The 18211-nt window shown below is 37.7% G+C and carries 18 protein-coding genes and 2 tRNA genes; 17 read left to right on the forward strand and 3 right to left on the reverse strand.

Features of this window, described 5'->3' with window-relative positions; genetic code table 11:
- Window positions 1–7: 7 nt before the first annotated feature.
- Complete coding sequence (locus K3T81_RS18105; RefSeq protein WP_036572221.1) at window positions 8–232, reverse strand: helix-turn-helix domain-containing protein; 225 nt, start codon at window positions 230–232, stop codon at window positions 8–10.
- 348 nt (window positions 233–580) lie between these two features.
- On the opposite strand from K3T81_RS18105, the gene K3T81_RS18110 reads away from it, so the two are divergent.
- The 8 genes from K3T81_RS18110 (at window position 581) to K3T81_RS18145 (ending at window position 5564) form a co-directional block, all read left to right on the forward strand.
- A complete protein-coding gene (locus tag K3T81_RS18110; protein ID WP_390620588.1) occupies window positions 581–985 on the forward strand; it encodes a MarR family winged helix-turn-helix transcriptional regulator in 405 nt (134 codons plus the stop codon).
- Window positions 986–1007: 22 nt separating this feature from the next.
- Window positions 1008–1829, forward strand: coding sequence for a glutamate racemase (gene racE / locus K3T81_RS18115; RefSeq protein ID WP_106897086.1), 822 nt, complete (start codon window positions 1008–1010; stop codon window positions 1827–1829).
- Window positions 1830–2025: 196 nt separating this feature from the next.
- Window positions 2026–3093 (forward strand): GerMN domain-containing protein, encoded by a 1068-nt coding sequence (locus K3T81_RS18120; RefSeq protein WP_238022055.1) that lies wholly within the window; start codon window positions 2026–2028, stop codon window positions 3091–3093.
- A 144-nt stretch (window positions 3094–3237) separates the two neighbouring features.
- Window positions 3238–3987, forward strand: coding sequence for a ribonuclease PH (rph, locus tag K3T81_RS18125; RefSeq protein ID WP_238022056.1), 750 nt, complete (start codon window positions 3238–3240; stop codon window positions 3985–3987).
- Between the two features lie 13 nt (window positions 3988–4000).
- On the forward strand, window positions 4001–4609 hold the full coding sequence (locus tag K3T81_RS18130) for an XTP/dITP diphosphatase (protein ID WP_238022057.1): 609 nt from the start codon (window positions 4001–4003) through the stop codon (window positions 4607–4609).
- Between the two features lie 62 nt (window positions 4610–4671).
- Window positions 4672–5181, forward strand: a complete 510-nt coding sequence (locus K3T81_RS18135) for a metallophosphoesterase (RefSeq protein ID WP_106897082.1) — start codon at window positions 4672–4674, stop codon at window positions 5179–5181.
- Between the two features lie 226 nt (window positions 5182–5407).
- Window positions 5408–5481, forward strand: a tRNA-Gly gene (locus K3T81_RS18140).
- Between the two features lie 9 nt (window positions 5482–5490).
- Window positions 5491–5564, forward strand: a tRNA-Arg gene (locus K3T81_RS18145).
- Window positions 5565–5662: 98 nt separating this feature from the next.
- Here the strand turns inward: K3T81_RS18145 and K3T81_RS18150 are convergent.
- Window positions 5663–6418, reverse strand: coding sequence for a MerR family transcriptional regulator (locus K3T81_RS18150; protein WP_238022058.1), 756 nt, complete (start codon window positions 6416–6418; stop codon window positions 5663–5665).
- An 84-nt stretch (window positions 6419–6502) separates the two neighbouring features.
- On the opposite strand from K3T81_RS18150, the gene K3T81_RS18155 reads away from it, so the two are divergent.
- Window positions 6503–7192 carry a CPBP family intramembrane glutamic endopeptidase gene (locus K3T81_RS18155; protein WP_238022059.1) on the forward strand — a complete coding sequence of 230 codons (690 nt, stop codon included), beginning with the start codon at window positions 6503–6505 and terminating at the stop codon, window positions 7190–7192.
- Between the two features lie 122 nt (window positions 7193–7314).
- Here K3T81_RS18155 and K3T81_RS18160 read toward each other — a convergent pair whose 3' ends face one another.
- On the reverse strand, window positions 7315–7656 hold the full coding sequence (locus tag K3T81_RS18160; RefSeq protein WP_238022060.1) for a hypothetical protein: 342 nt from the start codon (window positions 7654–7656) through the stop codon (window positions 7315–7317).
- Between the two features lie 487 nt (window positions 7657–8143).
- Between K3T81_RS18160 and K3T81_RS18165 the strand changes: the two genes are divergently transcribed.
- The 8 genes from K3T81_RS18165 (at window position 8144) to K3T81_RS18200 (ending at window position 18177) form a co-directional block, all read left to right on the forward strand.
- Window positions 8144–9130 (forward strand): DUF3196 family protein, encoded by a 987-nt coding sequence (locus K3T81_RS18165; protein ID WP_106897077.1) that lies wholly within the window; start codon window positions 8144–8146, stop codon window positions 9128–9130.
- Between the two features lie 145 nt (window positions 9131–9275).
- A complete protein-coding gene (gene tig / locus K3T81_RS18170; protein ID WP_106897076.1) occupies window positions 9276–10562 on the forward strand; it encodes a trigger factor in 1287 nt (428 codons plus the stop codon).
- A 346-nt stretch (window positions 10563–10908) separates the two neighbouring features.
- On the forward strand, window positions 10909–12186 hold the full coding sequence (gene clpX, locus K3T81_RS18175; RefSeq protein WP_036572235.1) for an ATP-dependent protease ATP-binding subunit ClpX: 1278 nt from the start codon (window positions 10909–10911) through the stop codon (window positions 12184–12186).
- A 338-nt stretch (window positions 12187–12524) separates the two neighbouring features.
- Window positions 12525–14858 carry an endopeptidase La gene (gene lon, locus K3T81_RS18180; protein WP_238022061.1) on the forward strand — a complete coding sequence of 778 codons (2334 nt, stop codon included), beginning with the start codon at window positions 12525–12527 and terminating at the stop codon, window positions 14856–14858.
- Complete coding sequence (gene yihA, locus K3T81_RS18185) at window positions 14845–15426, forward strand: ribosome biogenesis GTP-binding protein YihA/YsxC (protein WP_106897074.1); 582 nt, start codon at window positions 14845–14847, stop codon at window positions 15424–15426. Before lon ends, yihA begins: the two co-directional genes overlap by 14 nt.
- A gap of 463 nt (window positions 15427–15889) precedes the next feature.
- Entirely contained in the window at window positions 15890–16702 is an 813-nt protein-coding gene (locus K3T81_RS18190; RefSeq protein ID WP_238022062.1) for a transporter substrate-binding domain-containing protein, read from the forward strand.
- 50 nt (window positions 16703–16752) lie between these two features.
- Window positions 16753–17421, forward strand: coding sequence for an amino acid ABC transporter permease (locus K3T81_RS18195; RefSeq protein WP_106897072.1), 669 nt, complete (start codon window positions 16753–16755; stop codon window positions 17419–17421).
- Between the two features lie 15 nt (window positions 17422–17436).
- Complete coding sequence (locus K3T81_RS18200; protein WP_275949851.1) at window positions 17437–18177, forward strand: amino acid ABC transporter ATP-binding protein; 741 nt, start codon at window positions 17437–17439, stop codon at window positions 18175–18177.
- The last annotated feature ends 34 nt before the right edge of the window (window positions 18178–18211 follow it).

Below are 18211 nucleotides of genomic sequence, written 5' to 3' on the forward strand. Positions count from 1 at the left end.
TTTTAATCTAGAGCTTTAATTCCCCCATACGAAGGAGCTCTACAACAGCTTGTGATCGCCCCTTGACTCCTAACTTTTGCATAGCATTTGAAATGTGATTGCGGACAGTTTTTTCTGATATGAAAAGCTCCTGAGCAATGTCTTTTGTTGTTTTATCCTGTACTAACAATTCGAATACTTCCTTCTCTCGCTTTGTCAGTAGTTGCTTCGGTTTAAACTCGTTGTCCTTCAAATGTTAACCCCTCCTTGCTCTTATAGAGCTGCAAATTGAAGGGAAATTATTTAGTCTCTATAAAGTATGAAGGGAATGAGAAAACGGTGCGTACAATTCCAATAACTTCACTGTGAAACAGATGAAATTTTGGTATAATAGGTTAATCATTTATTTTTATACCAATTGTGGCTATAATGGGAACAGTAGAATAGGACTACTTTAAAATGAAACATTTTGACTGTTTACTGAATATTATAGGTTGAAATCCTGTTTACATGATAGTGGTTAACAATGAAAGATCATTAGGGGGTTACATTTTTGAAAACCGATGCATCTACGATCACAATAAACAAAATAGAAAAACGTATGCGCTATATATCAGGTATCATTAAACAAAATGGACGTAAGATTTTAAATAATTATCCTATTACCTCCCCGCAGTTTGTTGCATTGCAATGGTTGCTTGAAGAAGGCGACTTAACAATAGGTGAATTATCAAATAAAATTAGTTTGGCATTTAGTACAACGACTGATTTGGTGGATCGTATGGAAAGAAATGAACTGGTAGAACGCGTTCGCGATTCCAAGGACAGAAGGGTAGTCCGAATTCATGTGTTGGAAAAGGGAGAATCCATCATTGAAGAGGTAATTCAAAAGAGGCAGGAATATCTTGGTGAAGTGCTTGATAAATTTTCCCTTGAACAAACAGAGCAATTAAGTGAACTACTCGATTTTTTACATGAAGAAATGATACAAGTAGATAAAAAATAATAGAAAAGTAGAGGGGATTTTTGTGGAGCAGGCAATCGGGGTCATCGACTCTGGGGTAGGCGGACTCACGGTAGCATATGAGCTGATGAGGCAGCTGCCGAAAGAAAAATTAATCTATCTTGGAGACACAGCTAGATGCCCGTATGGACCTAGATCGGAAGAAGAAGTGAAAAAGTTCACTTGGGAGTTAGTAGATTTTTTGTTGGAGAAAAATATTAAAATGCTCGTGGTGGCATGTAATACTGCAACAGCGTTTACACTACAGGAACTACAAGAGAAGTTAGATATTCCGGTTATCGGTGTTATTCAACCTGGTGCAAGGGCTGCTATTAAGTTTACAAGAAATAATAATATTGGTGTTATTGGAACAGAAGGAACAATTCGTAGTGAGGCTTATACCAAGGCACTTGAAAGCATCCATTCAAGCATTAAAGTAAATGCACTGGCCTGTCCGTTATTCGTACCGATGGTTGAACAGGGGATATTAACCGGTAAAAAAGCCCAGGAAGTTGTAGAGTCATCACTATCTCCTCTAATGGAAGGCGAGATGGATACATTGATACTTGGCTGTACTCACTATCCTTTGCTTAAACAAACGATTCAAAATGTGATGGGAGAACAGGTGACAGTTATCTCCTCGAGTGAAGAAACAGCCAGAGAAACGAGTACTATCCTCGATGTGCATAAGATTATTAAAACAGGTGATGTCATACCTGTTCACGAGTTTTATACAACAGGTGAGTTGGAAATCTTTATTGAGATTGCTAAAAGTATATTCAAAGATCCATATTTACAAATGGTTACCATAAAAAAAGCTCAACTTGGGCAAACCCAGAAAACCTAGTTTCATAGGTTACTGGGTTTTTTATTTATCTATTAGAAAGGATGGCCTTATCTTGCAAAATCGCCAAACATACTAATTTTTCAACTTATTTATAAAGTGCACTTATTTCTTTCTCACTTATTTTTATCTTGTTTTGGTCTATTTTCACTGGAGGCTCGTATACATAGTAGTACAAACCATCCTAGGGGGGAAAGACATGTATAAGCGCGGGATATTATTAACAGGAAGTATTACAATGGCCATATTATTATCAGGTTGTTTCCAGGGAGAGGAATCGCTGGAGGACATGGATCCACCACAAAATGCATCACCCGTTGATAATATAGAAGACGGGGAAGATAATGAAAGTGTGGCAGGGGACGGTGAAGAAACAAGCGTAAACGAAACTGTACCAAGAGAACTGTACTTAGTGGATGCAAATGGCATGGTAGCGGCACAGACTATAGAATTGCCTAATCCAGAATCAAAAGAGGTAGCTTCTCAAGTATTGGAACACTTAGTTAAAGGTGGACCAGTCACTTCCATGTTGCCAAATGGATTCCAGGCTGTGCTTCCAGAAGGGACACAAATTCTTGGAGTGAATCTTCAGGAAGACGGAACAATAGTGGTCGATTTCTCAGAGGAGTTTCAAGACTATGATGCAAAAGAGGAATTACAAATACTTGAATCAATAACACATACACTGACCCAGTTCGAAAATGTTAATACCGTTCAGCTGCAAATTAATGGACATGCGGTAAAAGAAATGCCAGTCAATGGTACCCCAATTGGTGAAGGTTATTCTAGGGCAAACGGTATTAATGTTACAGAAACAGACACTACTGATTTAATTAATAGTAAAGCTGTTACGATGTATTACCCGACAGAGCATGATGAGAATCGCTATTACGTTCCAGTAACACAATATGTAGAGACAAATGATGAAGAAATTTATGCTTCCATTATACAATCTCTACTCGAGGGACCTGGTTTTAATACGAACGTGCAGCACGTCTTTAATTCTACTACACTCCTGACAGGGGAACCAACACTTAGTGATGGTGTATTGAACCTAACATTTAATGAAGATATCTTACTGAAAGATGGGGAAGGCGTTATCGCGGACGAGGTGATGGAGACGATTGTAAGGACATTGACAGAGCAGCAAGGTATTGAAGCAGTTGATGTAAAAGTGGAGAATGTCGAGCAACTGGTCAATGAAAACGGCGAGACATACGAGGAGCCTGTAACGAAACAACAATTTACACCAACTGAAAAGCTTTAAGCGAAGGGGCTAAGCAATATAGCCTCTTTTTTATTTTTGATGTTTAGATTCGGGACTCAAAATACCCTTTTCTTATAATGTATTAACGTGTTGATTTCGTGCAAAATATGTTAAGCTATTGGTTGAAACAAGGAGGAGACATTCATGAGAAACGATGAAAGAAAAATAAATAGTTTACGGTCTGTAAATATTACAGCGAACTATATTACACATCCAGAAGGCTCTGTGTTAATTGAGGTAGGAAATACAAAAGTAATATGCAATGCAAGCATTGAAGACAGAGTTCCACCATTTCTTCGTGGTCAGGGAAAGGGCTGGATTACTGCTGAGTATGCTATGCTACCGAGGGCTACAGAACAGCGAAATATTCGTGAATCTTCTAAAGGGAAAGTTAGTGGAAGAACAATGGAGATTCAACGTTTAATTGGCAGAGCTTTGCGTTCGGTTGTGGACTTGGACAGTATAGGAGAGCGCACCGTCTGGGTAGATTGTGATGTTATTCAAGCGGATGGTGGTACGCGTACAGCTTCTATTACAGGCGCATTTGTTGCAGTCGTCCTGGCATTCGGCAAACTACTAGAAGCAAAGAAAATCAAAAAGATGCCTGTAACACAATTTCTTGGTGCCGTATCAGTGGGTGTTTTACCAGATGGCACGGAAATATTAGATTTAAATTATGAAGAAGATTCCCAAGCGAATGTTGACATGAACATCGTCATGACTGGACAGCAAGAATTTGTAGAAATACAGGGTACAGGTGAGGAAGCTACCTTTACAGCTAATCAATTACAGACAATGCTTAAGTTAGCTGGAGAGGGAATAGAACAGATCTTTGAAATTCAACGTGATACAATTGGTGACTTAGCTGAACGAATTGGTGAAACAAAAGAATAACGGAGTGATTGTAATGGAACAAGTTCTCATAGCGACTAGAAATGCAGGAAAAGCTGCTGAATTTAAGCAATTCTTTTCCCGTTATCAAATCGAGGCATTGTCTATGCTTGATCTTACGGAAGACATACCAGATGTTGAAGAAACTGGTGTTACCTTTGAGGAAAATGCAGCACTAAAAGCCGAAGAAATTTCTGCAAAATTGGGGATACCTGTACTTGCGGATGATTCAGGATTAGTAATTAACGCTCTGAATGGTGAACCAGGTGTATATTCGGCCAGATATGCTGGCCTCGATAAAAACGATGATGCCAACATGGGCAAAGTATTAAAGAAGCTGCAAGGAGTATCCAGGTTGGAGCGCACCGCCCGATTTGTTTGTGTTATTGCGTTATCCATTCCTGGAGAGAAAACAATCTTTCGAACTGGCTTCTGTGAGGGACACATTGCGGAAACAAAAAGCGGAACAAACGGTTTTGGCTATGACCCTATTTTTATACCAAGCGATCAAGAGAAGACGATGGCTGAATTAACTACCGAAGAAAAGAATCGTATTAGCCATAGGACGAAAGCTATTCAGCAGTTTGATGAATGGATAAAAGGGTACAAAGAAGGAAAAGCATAAAGAATTGGTTTTCTCTAATCATGTTGCCGCTGTGAGATTATACATAGTTGGGGTGATGATAAATGACAAAGGTTCTTATAATAAGTGATAGTCATGGGTTAACAGATGAATTACTGCAAATTAAAAAAGAGCATAATTTAGAATACATGATCCACTGTGGAGATTCTGAACTGGATCTTGATTCTGAAGAGATGGAAGGTTTCTTTAAAGTAGCAGGAAATTGTGACATGGACACAAGATATCCAGAAGAACAGACAATGGAAATTGATAAAGTTAAAATCCTTGCTGTGCATGGACATTTGCATAATGTAAAACAAAATTTGTTAACAGCTGGGTATCGTGCTGAGGAATTAGGTGCACAGGTCATTTGTTTTGGTCATACGCATGTAGCAGGTGCGCAACAGGTGAATGACCAGTTATTTATAAATCCAGGAAGTATTCGCCAGCCAAGAGGAAGAATGGAAAAGACTTATGCTATCATGGAGTGGGAAACACCAGGTGAAATATACGTCACATTTTACACATTGGATGGAAAAGAAGTAAAAGATTTAGCTACTCGTGCTTCCATATAAACGAAGAAAGAGAGACCTGCTAGGCTATTTTTTACCAAGCCAGGCAGGTTTTAATCTTTTTTTAATAAAGTGTTGACATTTTCTCGATTTATTAATATAATATTTCTTGTCCGTTAAAAAAGTAACGAACGAAATGAGTAAGAAATAATACATACTTTGTTTTATAGAGGCAGTAAAGACCCATTTATAAAATGTGTTATAATGAAAACACAATTACATATTCCATGCGGGTGTAGTTTAGTGGTAAAACCTCAGCCTTCCAAGCTGATGATGAGGGTTCGATTCCCTTCACCCGCTCCATACATACTTGTCCCAGTAGCTCAGCAGGATAGAGCAACAGCCTTCTAAGCTGTGGGTCGCAGGTTCGAATCCTGCCTGGGACGTCTCAAAAAAACCTTGCAAACACTTCGTTTGTAAGGTTTTTTTATATTCTATTTTAATGTATTAAAAAAGCCCTCTGGCAATCTGGGCTTCTTTTACACTAAGTTCTCACCTTATTATATTGTTCTATCGCTTCATCCAAATATTCTAGAATGCTTTCATCGATTGGATATAATTTCATTGCCTGTGAATCTTCTTTTGATTTTCTAGCCTCCCAAAATTTTCTTTCCAAATCACTATTTCCATTAAACATGTCTTTCAATAATAGTAACGTATCTTCCGCTATAATTTGAGCTTCAACGGAGCTAGGGGAGTTCCCTGCATTCATACTTAATTCAATTCTTCTTATTAAATTAATCCATTTTTTAATACTGGATGAATCTGACCCCATTTTGGGGAGGTTATTCTCCAAAATTTCTTTTTCTTCCTCAACAAATAACTTATTCATTACCTTATTTTTATTCTCATTGCTAGAATCAAGATCTTTGGAAACAAGTGGTAAAAGTCGCTCCCATGGTATGGAGCCTTCCAACTTAATTGTATTAATAAGCGAATGTGTGTAGGCTAAGGCCTTCTTTAAATCTTCTATATTTGTAAGAAGTTGTTCCTTATGGATTGCCACAATTTGTTCTATTGAAATTTGGTTAATCATTTTTTTAATATTAACCAAAGACATAGAAGTAGATTTTAGTAGTAGGACTTTTTGCAGAAGTAGAACATCCTCTTCTGTGTAGCATCGCTTACCATTCTGATCTTTCACATCTGGCACTACCAAGCCAATGCTATCGTAATAACGGATTGTACGTTTTGTTATGTTTAGTTTTATTGCAACTTCACCGGTAGAAAAATATTTCATAAAAAATTCCCCTTTTATGCTTGCAGGTTACGTAGCGTAATCTTTTATTCTAAATATACCATATTATATTTGGAGGAATCAGAATTGAAACATTTTTTTGAAGCAAAATGGACAGCTAAGGAACTTATCATTTTACTGATACTTACTTTTGTAATTGTACCTTTCGCGTTAGAAGGACTATTACAAGACCTATTAAGCAACATTTTCCACAGTAATCTATATGCAGGTACGTTAACAGGATTGATTATGGCGATTGTTTTTACTACTGCTGTGTATGTGGTGGCTTTAAGACCATTTAATTATAGTTGGAGAAAAATAGGGATTCATTCCTTTAAGAAGGATTATTGGAAACGGATATTTGTTTGGCTCCTAATCTTAATTGCAACGAGTATCGCGCTTGTAAGCATAATGGACTTATTTGGTATAGGTACTGATAATAATAAAACACAATCCTTGAAACAAAGTATGAACTGGATAACTATAACGATTGGCTTTGTCTCAGCCGCAATAATTTCTCCCGTATATGAAGAGATCTTTTACAGAGGCTTTCTTTATAAGTGGTTTAGAGTTAAATGGGGTTTAGTACCTGCCCTATTCTTTAGCTCCACAATATTTACGCTTGTTCACATTCCTACGTATAATACGTTGCCTGTCAATTTTATTTCCGGTTTAATTTTCGCTTGGACTTACGAAAAAACAAATTCTATTATACCTGGGATGATCATTCATGGAACTTTTAACGGGATAGCGGTTATTCTAACTACTATAGCCTAATAACTATTTCGTTCGAAAAATACTATAAAAAACCTGTGTCTATTAAATAGAATTAAAAGAGAGTCTGCTCTCTTTACAAATAAAGAAAGCAGACTCTGCTACATTTCACATAACACTACAATTTAACTTCTGTGTTTTTGGTTACGTTGATTTGCGCCAAATACGTTGTTCCTATTATTTCTGCACCTTTTTCTAGGTTGTTGTTCAACTTCTTCAGCTTCCTCTTCCTCTGCATCAACTTCTTCATTCTCACTAGCAGATCTAACGTCACAACCGTTAACATAGACTTTTACGATATTATAGTTATTGTTCTTGTTCTTGTTTTTTAGATCATTCTCATTGTCATTGTCGTTGTCCACGTCGATATCGCTGTCAAAGTCTACATCTGCATGCGCTTTTGCAAAGTAATATTCTTGGTTTCCATCCTGATCAAAGCTTCTATTTTGACTTCTTCTTTTTCCCATTGTTTTCCCTCCTTTTATCTTGATAATGTATCTTATTCTAAAAGTGATAGTTTGGAATGGCAGTTTGCTCAAGTCAATCGTCTGTTTTTAGTAGAAGAGATAGTTTAAAGTTTAGTGACCTTGACGGCATGGTGAGGTTTTTTTGTTCAGAATGGGTTATAGCAAACATTAGGTATATGTGTTAAACTTTCTAGAAAAATGATTAAAGTATATAACCACTTACTATTTCGGCATGTTCACTTAGATTCATGTTATAATTACATAGCTTAGTTCTACATAGTATACGGCGATTCTGTAGGTGATTTGCACTTATACAGACGAAACCTTCTTCTTACTTATAGTTTGTTAACTAAATGAAGAAACAGGCTAAAATCTGTTTTATTGTATTTAAATTTCTTTGGTAAGAGGTTTATTTATACAAAATCAGGGTATGTATCTCTATTGACTGATTAATAATAGAATAAATACGTTGGAAAGGAGGAAATTGATGCAGCAGCATACAGAAAAAGAGAATGTTATTCTCTTCCCAAAGTGGAAAGATGTTTTGGAAGAAGAGAGTGTGCAGGCCCTTAAAGATAAAAGGTATGAAGAGGCCCTTTCTAAGTTGGATAAATTGTTAAGCTACCACATAAGATCCCATGAAATAATAATTGGGAAGCTAATTTGTCTAATGGAATTGGACCGACATACTGAAGCACAAGAGATATGTGAGGAATTACTTACAGAGAAAGATGAACATTATTATCATTACGTACATATTTATTTGACGATTTTATTTCAGACGAATCAGTATGAATTGTTAATGGAACAAGTGGATTATGAATTTGAAATGGGTGACGTTCCACCGCCACTGGAAGAACAATTTCGACAGTTATACACGATGAGCAGTAAGATGAAAGCAGATTTAACGGTGGAGAAGTCAAGCTCTCAACTAAATGGTCTCATTGAAGCTATTGAAGAAGAGGATCATCGAGAACAGTGGAGAATCATAGAAAGTTTAAGGCAGATGTCCGCATTGCCAACTAAAACGATTCCACCAATGCTCACTAATGAGAAAGTACACCCTGTTGTCAAAACGGTAATTATGCAATGGTTAACGGAATCAGACTATAACCAAGAAGTAGGCATACATAAGTTCGGAAGGGAACACACCGTAACACCTTCCGAGTTAGAGAAGCTTGATGATATTGCGATATTACACCAAACCAGAAGTTTATTGGAAGAAACGGAGCAGAAAAACCCTACGCTATTTGAAATGCTAGAAAAATTGTTGTTTCGTTTCTTGTATGTGCATTATCCAATACTTCCCCCTTCAGAGGAAGTATTCCAGCTGGCTGAGGCAATAAAGCATGTTGGCCAGGAATACCTTGGTATACATATGGAAGAGGGGTCGTCACAATCTGACAAAATGCAACAGTTTAGTGAAGAGGTTATGCTATGTGACTCCCTCTACTTAAGCATTATTGAAGAGTAGTAGAAGCTGGGCTTGAAATGCTTGAAAGGCATAGTAATTATGTTATAATAAGATGGTTGTAAATTTAGATCATTATATAAGTAGTTATCATAATGAACGTGTAAAATGATTGGAAACAATAGATTTGATTTTGGAGGGAAATTTTATGTCAGTAAAATGGGAAAAACAAGAAGGAAATGAAGGAGTACTTACTTTTGAAGTCTCCGCAGAAACGTTTGATAAAGGATTAGATCAAGCTTTTAAAAAGGTTTCCAAGGATGTTCAAATTCCTGGATTCCGTAAAGGGAAAATTCCGCGTAAAATCTTTGAAAACCGCTTTGGTGTAGAAGCATTGTATCAAGATGCTGTTGACATTGTTCTACCAGAGGCTTATATCAGTGCAGTAGAAGAAGCAGGAATCGATCCAGTAGCACAGCCGGAAATTGATATTGAAACAATTGAACAAGGTCAGCCACTTGTTTTCACTGCTAAAGTGACAGTTAAACCAGAAGTGACACTAGGTGAATACAAAGGTCTTGAGGTAGAAGAACAGTCTGTTGAAGTAACAGATGAAGATGTTAACCACGAATTGGAGCATCAACGTCAGCATCACGCAGAACTAATTGTAAAAGAAGAAGGCAGCGTTGAAGAAGGCGATACTGTTGTTATGGACTTTGAAGGTTTCCTAGATGGAGAAGCTTTTGAAGGTGGAAAAGGTGAAAACCATTCACTGGAAATTGGCTCCGGGCAATTCATTCCAGGATTTGAAGAGCAATTAGTTGGAAAAACTCCTGGTGAAGAAACAGAAATTGAAGTTACATTCCCTGAAGATTACCATGCTGAAGAACTTGCAGGTAAAAAAGCTATATTTAAAGTGAAATTAAATGAAGTAAAAGCAAAAGAACTTCCTGAGCTTGATGATGAATTCGCTAAAGATGTAGACGAAGAAGTAGAAACTCTAGAAGAATTGAAGAGCAAGAAAAAAGAAGAACTTGAAGCTCAAAGAAAACAAGATGCTGAAAATCAAACCAGAGAAACCTTAATTGAAAAAGCTTCTGAAAATGCACAGGTTGAGATACCTGAAGCAATGGTTAATACAGAGCTTGATCAAATGGTTAAAGAATTTGAACAGCGTCTACAAGCGCAAGGGATGACATTGGAAATGTATTCTCAATTTTCCGGTCAAGATGAGAGTGCGTTGAAAGAACAAATGAAAGAAGATGCTGAAAAACGCGTCAAAACAAACCTTACACTGGAAGCTATTGTCAACGAGGAGAACCTTGAGGTTACCGAAGAAGACGTAGAAGCAGAGCTTGAAAAAATGGCGTCTATGTACGGAACTGAATTGGATCAGTTGAAACAAATGCTTGGCGGAAATACTGACGCTGTAAAAGGCGACCTTAAAATGCGCAAAGCAATTGAATTTCTTGTTGAGAACAGTAAAACTGTCTAATTCAAACAATTTTGTTTAGACTCAGTTAGATAAGGTAAATACTAAAACAAGGTGCAGAGAAGTCGCACCTTGTTTTCTCATATTACTTTCCATTTATTATCTTAGCCCCTAGGCTAAAAAATATGATGGATTATCTGTTTTAATAAAAATACTTAATTTTAGAAAGTTACATATAGTATAAGTAGTATGATTTGACTTTTACGGATTATTATCCATAATTAGATTATGCTATTGTTATGAAAGTGTATCGCTTTGTATTTTAAATTTGATCTGATATGATGACTATGAAAGTTGAATCCTGAAAATTCCATTCAGGTGGAGATTTAAACTTTTAGGGGTGAAATTAATGTTTAAGTTTAATGAAGAAAAAGGACAACTGAAATGTTCGTTTTGTGGAAAGAGTCAAGAACAAGTACGTAAGCTAGTTGCCGGACCAGGCGTTTATATATGTGATGAATGTATTGAGCTTTGCACGGAAATTGTGGAAGAGGAATTAGGTACAGAGGAAGATACTGAACTGAAAGAAATTCCAAAACCAAAAGAGATCTGTGAAATACTAGATGACTACGTAATTGGACAGGACAAAGCAAAGAAAAATCTTTCAGTTGCTGTATACAACCACTACAAACGGATCAATTCCCCGAAAGCCACTGGGGATGATGTGGAATTGTCTAAAAGTAATATTTCAATGATTGGCCCAACTGGTAGCGGAAAAACACTTCTTGCTCAAACGTTGGCAAGAATCATTAATGTGCCGTTTGCAATGGCGGACGCTACTTCCTTAACTGAAGCAGGTTATGTAGGAGAAGATGTAGAAAATATCCTTCTTAAACTGATCCAGGCAGCGGATTACGATGTAGAAAAAGCAGAAAAAGGCATCATTTATATTGATGAAATTGATAAGGTTGCACGTAAGTCTGAAAATCCTTCTATCACAAGAGACGTTTCTGGTGAAGGGGTACAGCAAGCGCTATTGAAAATTCTAGAAGGAACTGTAGCGAGTGTACCACCACAAGGAGGACGTAAGCATCCTCATCAAGAATTCATTCAAATCGATACAACAAATATCTTGTTTATCGTTGGCGGAGCGTTTGATGGTATCGACCAGGTAATTAAACGTCGTCTTGGTAAAAAAGTTATTGGGTTTGGCTCAAATGAGAAGCAACAGGATTTCGAAATGGGTGAACTACTTTCTAAAGTGTTGCCAGAAGATCTACTTCGTTACGGTTTAATTCCTGAATTTATCGGTCGTATTCCTGTAATTGGTAGCTTGACACCATTAGATGAAGAAGCACTTGTAGAAATTCTGACCAAACCCAAAAATGCACTCGTAAAACAATACGAAAAACTATTCTCAATTGATAATGTAGAGTTGGAAATTGAGGAAGAAGCATTAAAAGAAATTGCCAAGAAAGCAATTGAACGAAAAACAGGGGCCCGTGGTCTAAGGTCCATTATTGAAGGGATTATGCTTGATGTAATGTTTGAACTTCCTTCAAGAGATGATATTGAAAAATGTGTTATTACGAAAGATACCGTACTGGAAGAGAATGGCAGTCCTAAACTTATCTTCCGCGATGGAACCGTCAAAGAAGGAAATAAAGAGCCTAAAGAAAGTGCCTAAGCCTTTCTAAGCTTATCGCTGTTTTACAAAGATACGGAACGGGTAGCACAAGACTGTCTTGAGTGATTTAGTTGCCAAGACAGTCTTTTTTTGCATCTTTGACTAGAGTTGTAAGTACTATTCTAATTCAATTCCACCTATGCTAATCCAAAAATATTCCCCAATCCATTGGGAAGTATTTTTCTGATTAGGTTGAGTTGATGAAGGGAATGCTACAATATAAACAAGATGTATAGTATTTCGCGTTTACAAATGGTACAGCTTTATATAAACTTTAAGAACACATAGAAGAATTTTAACTTATATTATACATATTAACGAAATACGGAGGTCGTTTCATGACTAAAGAGACAATACAACTCCCTCTCCTTCCTTTGCGTGGATTACTGGTTTTTCCATCAATGGTGATACATTTGGATGTAGGAAGAGATAAATCCATTGCTGCACTTGAGCAAGCAATGATGGGAGACCAAACCATTTTTCTTGTAGCACAGAGGAAGGTAAGTATGGATGAACCAGAGCCTCAAGATATCTATTCTATCGGGACTATGGCAGTAGTGAAGCAAATGTTAAAATTGCCTAATGGAACAATGCGTGTATTGGTTGAAGGTTTACACCGCGGTGAGATCATTCGTTACACAGAAGATAGTAGTGATGCATTTCAGGTAGAAATCGAAAAAAGAGAAGATATACACGGGGACTCGAACGAAGAGGAAGCACTTATGCGCTCTTTATTAGGGCTTTTTGAACAATATGTATCCGTTTCTCGAAAAGTTAATAAAGAAACCTATGCAACGGTTGCAGATATAGATGAGCCTTCAAGGCTAGCTGATCTCATTACCTCGCATTTATCTCTAAAAATAAAAGAAAAACAGGAATTGCTGGAAACGCAGAATGTCGTAGCAAGACTCAAATATCTTATTAAACTTATCACAAACGAAAAAAAGGTGCTTGACCTTGAGAAAAAAATTGGGCAACGAGTAAAGACCTCAATGGAAAAAACGCAAAAAGAATATTACTTACGCGAACAAATGAAGGCGATCCAGAAAGAACTTGGAGAGAAAGACGGCAAAACAGGGGAAGTTGGACAGTTAAAAGATAAAATAACGAATTCCGATATGCCCGAAAATATTTTGGAGGTTGCACTAAAAGAATTAGACCGTTATGAGAAAGTGCCACAAAGCTCAGCGGAAAGTTCTGTCATTAGGAATTATTTAGAATGGCTAATTGCATTACCTTGGACGCAACAATCTGAAGATACCATTGAGATAAATAAGGCAGAGGATATCCTAAACACTGATCATTATGGGCTAGATAAAGTGAAGGAACGAATATTGGAGTATCTTGCTGTTCAAAAATTAACCAATTCTATTAAGGGGCCAATCCTTTGTCTTGTAGGACCTCCTGGTGTGGGGAAAACTTCACTGGCAAAATCGATTGCGCGATCCATTAATCGAAACTTTGTACGTATATCTCTAGGTGGTGTTAGGGACGAGGCTGAAATTCGAGGACACCGTCGAACCTATATTGGTGCAATGCCAGGAAGGATTATCCAAGGGATGAAGAAGGCAAAGACAATAAACCCTGTCTTTCTTTTAGACGAAATTGATAAGATGTCTAATGATTTCCGTGGAGATCCCTCATCTGCAATGCTTGAAGTACTAGACCCTGAACAAAATAGTAACTTCAGTGATCATTTTATTGAAGAAACATATGATTTGTCGAACGTATTATTTGTTGCGACCGCAAATTATGTAAACAATATTCCAGGGCCTTTGCTGGATCGGATGGAGCTTATCTCTATTGCCGGTTATACAGAAGTGGAAAAGCTGCATATTGCGAAAGAACATTTATTACCAAAGCAACTAAGAGAAAATGGGCTTAAGAAAAGCACCCTACAAATGAGAGATGAAGCATTATTAAAATTAATACGTAGATACACACGTGAAGCAGGAGTTAGAAATTTAGAAAGGCAGCTTGCTACAATTTGCAGAAAAGCTGCAAGGATCATAATATCTGAAGAGAAAAAGCGCGTCATTATTACCGAAAAAAGCCTTGAGGAGCTGTTGGGCAAACCTATTTATCGTTATGGCCTAAGGGAACAAGAAGATCAAGTAGGTACAGCGACAGGTCTGGCATATACAGCAGCTGGTGGAGACATACTTTCTATTGAAGTATCCCACTATCCTGGTAAAGGAAAGCTAACACTTACTGGGAAGCTTGGTGATGTCATGCAGGAGTCTGCACAAGCTGCATTTAGTTATATACGTTCAAGAGCTACAGAACTTAAAATAGCGCCTGACTTTTATGAAAAATACGACATTCATATTCACGTTCCAGAGGGTGCTACGCCAAAGGACGGACCATCAGCAGGGATTACGATGGCAACCGCCCTAGTTTCGGCACTAACAGGACGTGCAGTGAAGAAAGAAGTTGGGATGACCGGGGAAATTACGCTACGTGGAAGAGTTCTTCCAATTGGGGGACTTAAAGAAAAGTCTTTAAGTGCACACCGCGCAGGGATAACGACAATTATTATTCCGGCTGACAATGAAAAAGATATAGAGGATATTCCGGAGAGCGTGCGAAATGAATTAACCTTTATCAAAGTTTCACACTTAGATGAAGTACTAAAGTATGCACTGGTGGAGGAGAAAAATGAAAGTAAATAATGCAGAAATCGTAATTAGTGCAGTAAGTCAAAAGCAATATCCAGGTGATCGCCTGCCAGAAATCGCATTGGCTGGAAGATCAAACGTTGGGAAATCTTCCTTTATAAATAAGCTTATTAATAGGAAAAACCTTGCCAGAACCTCATCCAAACCTGGGAAGACCCAAACCCTCAATTTCTATAAAATAAATGATGTTTTTTATTTTGTAGATGTCCCTGGGTATGGTTATGCCAAAGTCTCTAAAAAGGAGAGAGAAAAGTGGGGCGTCATGATGGAGGAGTATTTCGAAACACGTGAAACACTTAAGGCCGTATTGTTAATAACGGATATCCGCCATGAGCCAACGAACGATGATATTCAAATGTACCATTTTCTTAAACATTATGACCTGCGTGTTATCATTGTTGCTACAAAGCTTGATAAAGTACCTAAAAACAAACGTGCTAGCCATGTGAAAAGGACAAAAAAGGCATTAGAAATGGACGAAGAGGATCATCTCCTGCCTTTTTCCTCAGAAACAGGGGAAGGCAAAGAAGAAGCGTGGAGATTGCTAAGCCAATATATTTAACCTTGTTCTAGGGAATATCTTAATCTCCGCTCTTCTGTTGTACTTAAGTTTCCTTCTAGATGGGCAATTTGCTAAATTAACAGATATAGTCAAGCACCAGTCAAAATTATTTGAATGGTGTTTGGCTTTTTTATTAGGGTAAAAAGTCTACCCTTGGTATGGGAATTAAAGCGAAGTTAAGAGGCAAAGAATATGCTATCCCTTGAAATATAGACTTTTTAAAAATTTTTAAGAATTTAGGAGTATTGACGAGGTAATACGGGTATATATAAGAAGGAGAGAGGTAATTACACCATATTTAAATTATTTATACATACATGTGGTGAAATGGGAGGATAGGAGGTTGGTAGTAAGCAGCGTAGATTGCTATAATTTTAGTTATCGGTGCGCGACAATAGAGCGAGTACAAGCGTGTATCCGGAATAAAAACAACGTAGCATATTAAAGAGAGGGAGATTAACGGATGAAAAGACTGAATATTGCAATTTTTTCTGCTTTAATTATTTTATTATTGGCAGCGTGCGGATCAGAAGAGGGTAGTACAAACACTGATTCAGGTGAAGCAGAAGCAGGTGGGGACTATAATCTGATAAAAGATGGCAAGCTTACATTTGCTGCTTCAGGAGAGTTTAAGCCATTTAGTTACATGGAAGGCAGTGAGATGGTTGGTTATGATATCGCAGTCGGGGAGGCCATTGCTGAAAAACTAGGATTAGAACCTGTTCAGCAAAAGGCTAAGTTCTCGGGCATTGTTACAGGTGTAAATGAGGGCCGTTACGATATCGCGGTAGCTAGTCATACCATTACGGACGAGCGGAAAGAGCAGGTTAATTTCACAGAACCATATTATTATTCAGGGCCGGTTATTTATACACGTCCTGATAGTGATATAACTTCGGCGGATGACCTTAATGGCAAGGAAATATCCGTATCACGAGGTTCTTCTTATGTATCCATGGCGGAAGAATACACGGATAATATTCCCCAAGTTGACAGTGATGTAGTGGCGCTACAATCATTAGCAAGTGGTCACCATGACGCTGTAATCACCGATGATATAACAGGCATCACGGCGATTGAAAATGGGCTGGTGATTGAAAATCGTGGCCAACTCGGAGTGAGTAATCAAGCAATTGCCGTTAACAAAGAAAATGAAGAACTGCTTAATGCAATTGATGAAGCACTTCAAGAGATGAAAGACAGCGGTGAACTTGCAGAGCTAGCTGAAAAGTGGATCGGTGAAGATATTACAGAAGAACCAGAAACAACGGAATAAAGAGAAAATGTGCGCATACCTTGCGCACATCTGTACGAATAAGGAGATGAATGTTGTTGTCGTCACTTTTAGAATTTTACGATATATTCGTTGGTAGTTTTGATTTATTTTTAGAGGGATTATGGATTACCTTCAAATTATCAATCGCTTCACTGTTAATCGCATTTGTAATTGGTTTATTTATTGCTATTTTAAAAATATCCAACATTAAAATCTTACAATGGATTGCTGATCTGTATATCTGGATTGTACGCGGCACGCCATTAGTTGTCCAAATCTTCATTTTGTTTTACGGACTAACAGATATATTTCTAATACCAATGTTCTGGGCGGGCGTCGCAGGTCTGGCATTTCATAGTGGTGCATATATTGCCGAAATCATTCGAGGGACAATCCAGTCAATCGATAAGGGACAAAGAGAAGCAGGTCGCTCTCTAGGTATGACAAGTGGTATGACAATGCGGAGAATTATTTTACCGCAAGCGTTTCGTAGGGCAGTCCCCTCCTTGGGGAATCAATTCATTATTGGCATAAAGGATTCTTCCCTTGTTTCCTTTATCGGAATGCAGGATTTATTTGGTGTGGCAAGTTCAATGGGTTCAAATACGTTTAACTATTTACCGTATTTCATTACGGTTGCCATCTACTACCTGTTCATTGTTTTAATTCTTACATTAATAGTAAATAAAATTGAGAAGAAATTAGCACGGAGCGATTGATTCGGGAGGTAAACGATGAGTGAAGTAAGAGAAATGATTCGAGTGGATAAGCTTAATAAATCCTTTGGCGATTTACACGTGCTGAAGGACATAGATATGACAGTTAATGAAAGTGATGTTGTCGTATTAGTTGGGGCTAGTGGTTCGGGAAAAAGTACATTATTGCGCTGTTTAAATTTCCTCGAAATTAAAAACAGTGGGACTATAACGATTGAATCAGAAAATGTGGAGAAAGAAACCCACAATTTAAATAAAATTAGAGAAAAGGTTGGAATGGTATTTCAGCATTTTAACTTATTTCCTCATAAGACGGTTCTTGGTAATGTTACAGAAGCACCTATACAGGTGAAAGGAATTAGTCGACAGCAGGCAGTAAAGGAAGGGAAAGAACTGCTCGATAAAGTTGGCCTTGGAGACAAATATAATGTTTACCCGTCAACATTGTCTGGTGGACAAAAGCAACGTGTTGCGATTGCACGAGCGCTTGCTATGAAGCCTGATGTGATGTTGTTTGATGAGCCAACTTCTGCACTAGATCCAGAGTTAGTAGGAGAAGTGCTAGCTACCATGAAAGAGCTTGCGTTGGAAGGAATGACAATGGTAGTCGTAACACATGAAATGGGCTTTGCTCGAGAAGTTGGGGATTGGGTGGTCTACATGCACGATGGAAAAATTGTGGAGACTGGCATACCATCTGATTTATTTGATCATCCACAGGAGGAGCGGACAAAAGCATTTTTAAGCTCCATCTTATAAAGGGGTTAAAACAAGGGGAAATCAGCTAACAAGG

It is taken from the genome of Oceanobacillus jordanicus, from assembly GCF_022095695.1.
GTDB classification, from domain to species: domain Bacteria; phylum Bacillota; class Bacilli; order Bacillales; family Amphibacillaceae; genus Oceanobacillus_B; species Oceanobacillus_B jordanicus.

What these genes read in the sequence shown, in the direction of transcription:
- K3T81_RS18120 (WP_238022055.1), top strand. Translation starts at nt 2,026, where the DNA reads ATGTATAAGCGCGGGATATTATTAACAGGAAGTATTACAATGGCCATA.
- K3T81_RS18190 (WP_238022062.1), top strand. Translation starts at nt 15,890, where the DNA reads ATGAAAAGACTGAATATTGCAATTTTTTCTGCTTTAATTATTTTATTA.
- K3T81_RS18150 (WP_238022058.1), bottom strand. Translation starts at nt 6,418, where the DNA reads ATGAAATATTTTTCTACCGGTGAAGTTGCAATAAAACTAAACATAACA.
- clpX (WP_036572235.1), top strand. Translation starts at nt 10,909, where the DNA reads ATGTTTAAGTTTAATGAAGAAAAAGGACAACTGAAATGTTCGTTTTGT.
- K3T81_RS18200 (WP_275949851.1), top strand. Translation starts at nt 17,437, where the DNA reads ATGAGTGAAGTAAGAGAAATGATTCGAGTGGATAAGCTTAATAAATCC.
- K3T81_RS18165 (WP_106897077.1), top strand. Translation starts at nt 8,144, where the DNA reads ATGCAGCAGCATACAGAAAAAGAGAATGTTATTCTCTTCCCAAAGTGG.
- K3T81_RS18130 (WP_238022057.1), top strand. Translation starts at nt 4,001, where the DNA reads ATGGAACAAGTTCTCATAGCGACTAGAAATGCAGGAAAAGCTGCTGAA.
- tig (WP_106897076.1), top strand. Translation starts at nt 9,276, where the DNA reads ATGTCAGTAAAATGGGAAAAACAAGAAGGAAATGAAGGAGTACTTACT.
- K3T81_RS18160 (WP_238022060.1), bottom strand. Translation starts at nt 7,656, where the DNA reads ATGGGAAAAAGAAGAAGTCAAAATAGAAGCTTTGATCAGGATGGAAAC.
- K3T81_RS18195 (WP_106897072.1), top strand. Translation starts at nt 16,753, where the DNA reads ATGTTGTTGTCGTCACTTTTAGAATTTTACGATATATTCGTTGGTAGT.
- rph (WP_238022056.1), top strand. Translation starts at nt 3,238, where the DNA reads ATGAGAAACGATGAAAGAAAAATAAATAGTTTACGGTCTGTAAATATT.
- lon (WP_238022061.1), top strand. Translation starts at nt 12,525, where the DNA reads ATGACTAAAGAGACAATACAACTCCCTCTCCTTCCTTTGCGTGGATTA.
- K3T81_RS18135 (WP_106897082.1), top strand. Translation starts at nt 4,672, where the DNA reads ATGACAAAGGTTCTTATAATAAGTGATAGTCATGGGTTAACAGATGAA.
- yihA (WP_106897074.1), top strand. Translation starts at nt 14,845, where the DNA reads ATGAAAGTAAATAATGCAGAAATCGTAATTAGTGCAGTAAGTCAAAAG.
- K3T81_RS18110 (WP_390620588.1), top strand. Translation starts at nt 581, where the DNA reads ATGCGCTATATATCAGGTATCATTAAACAAAATGGACGTAAGATTTTA.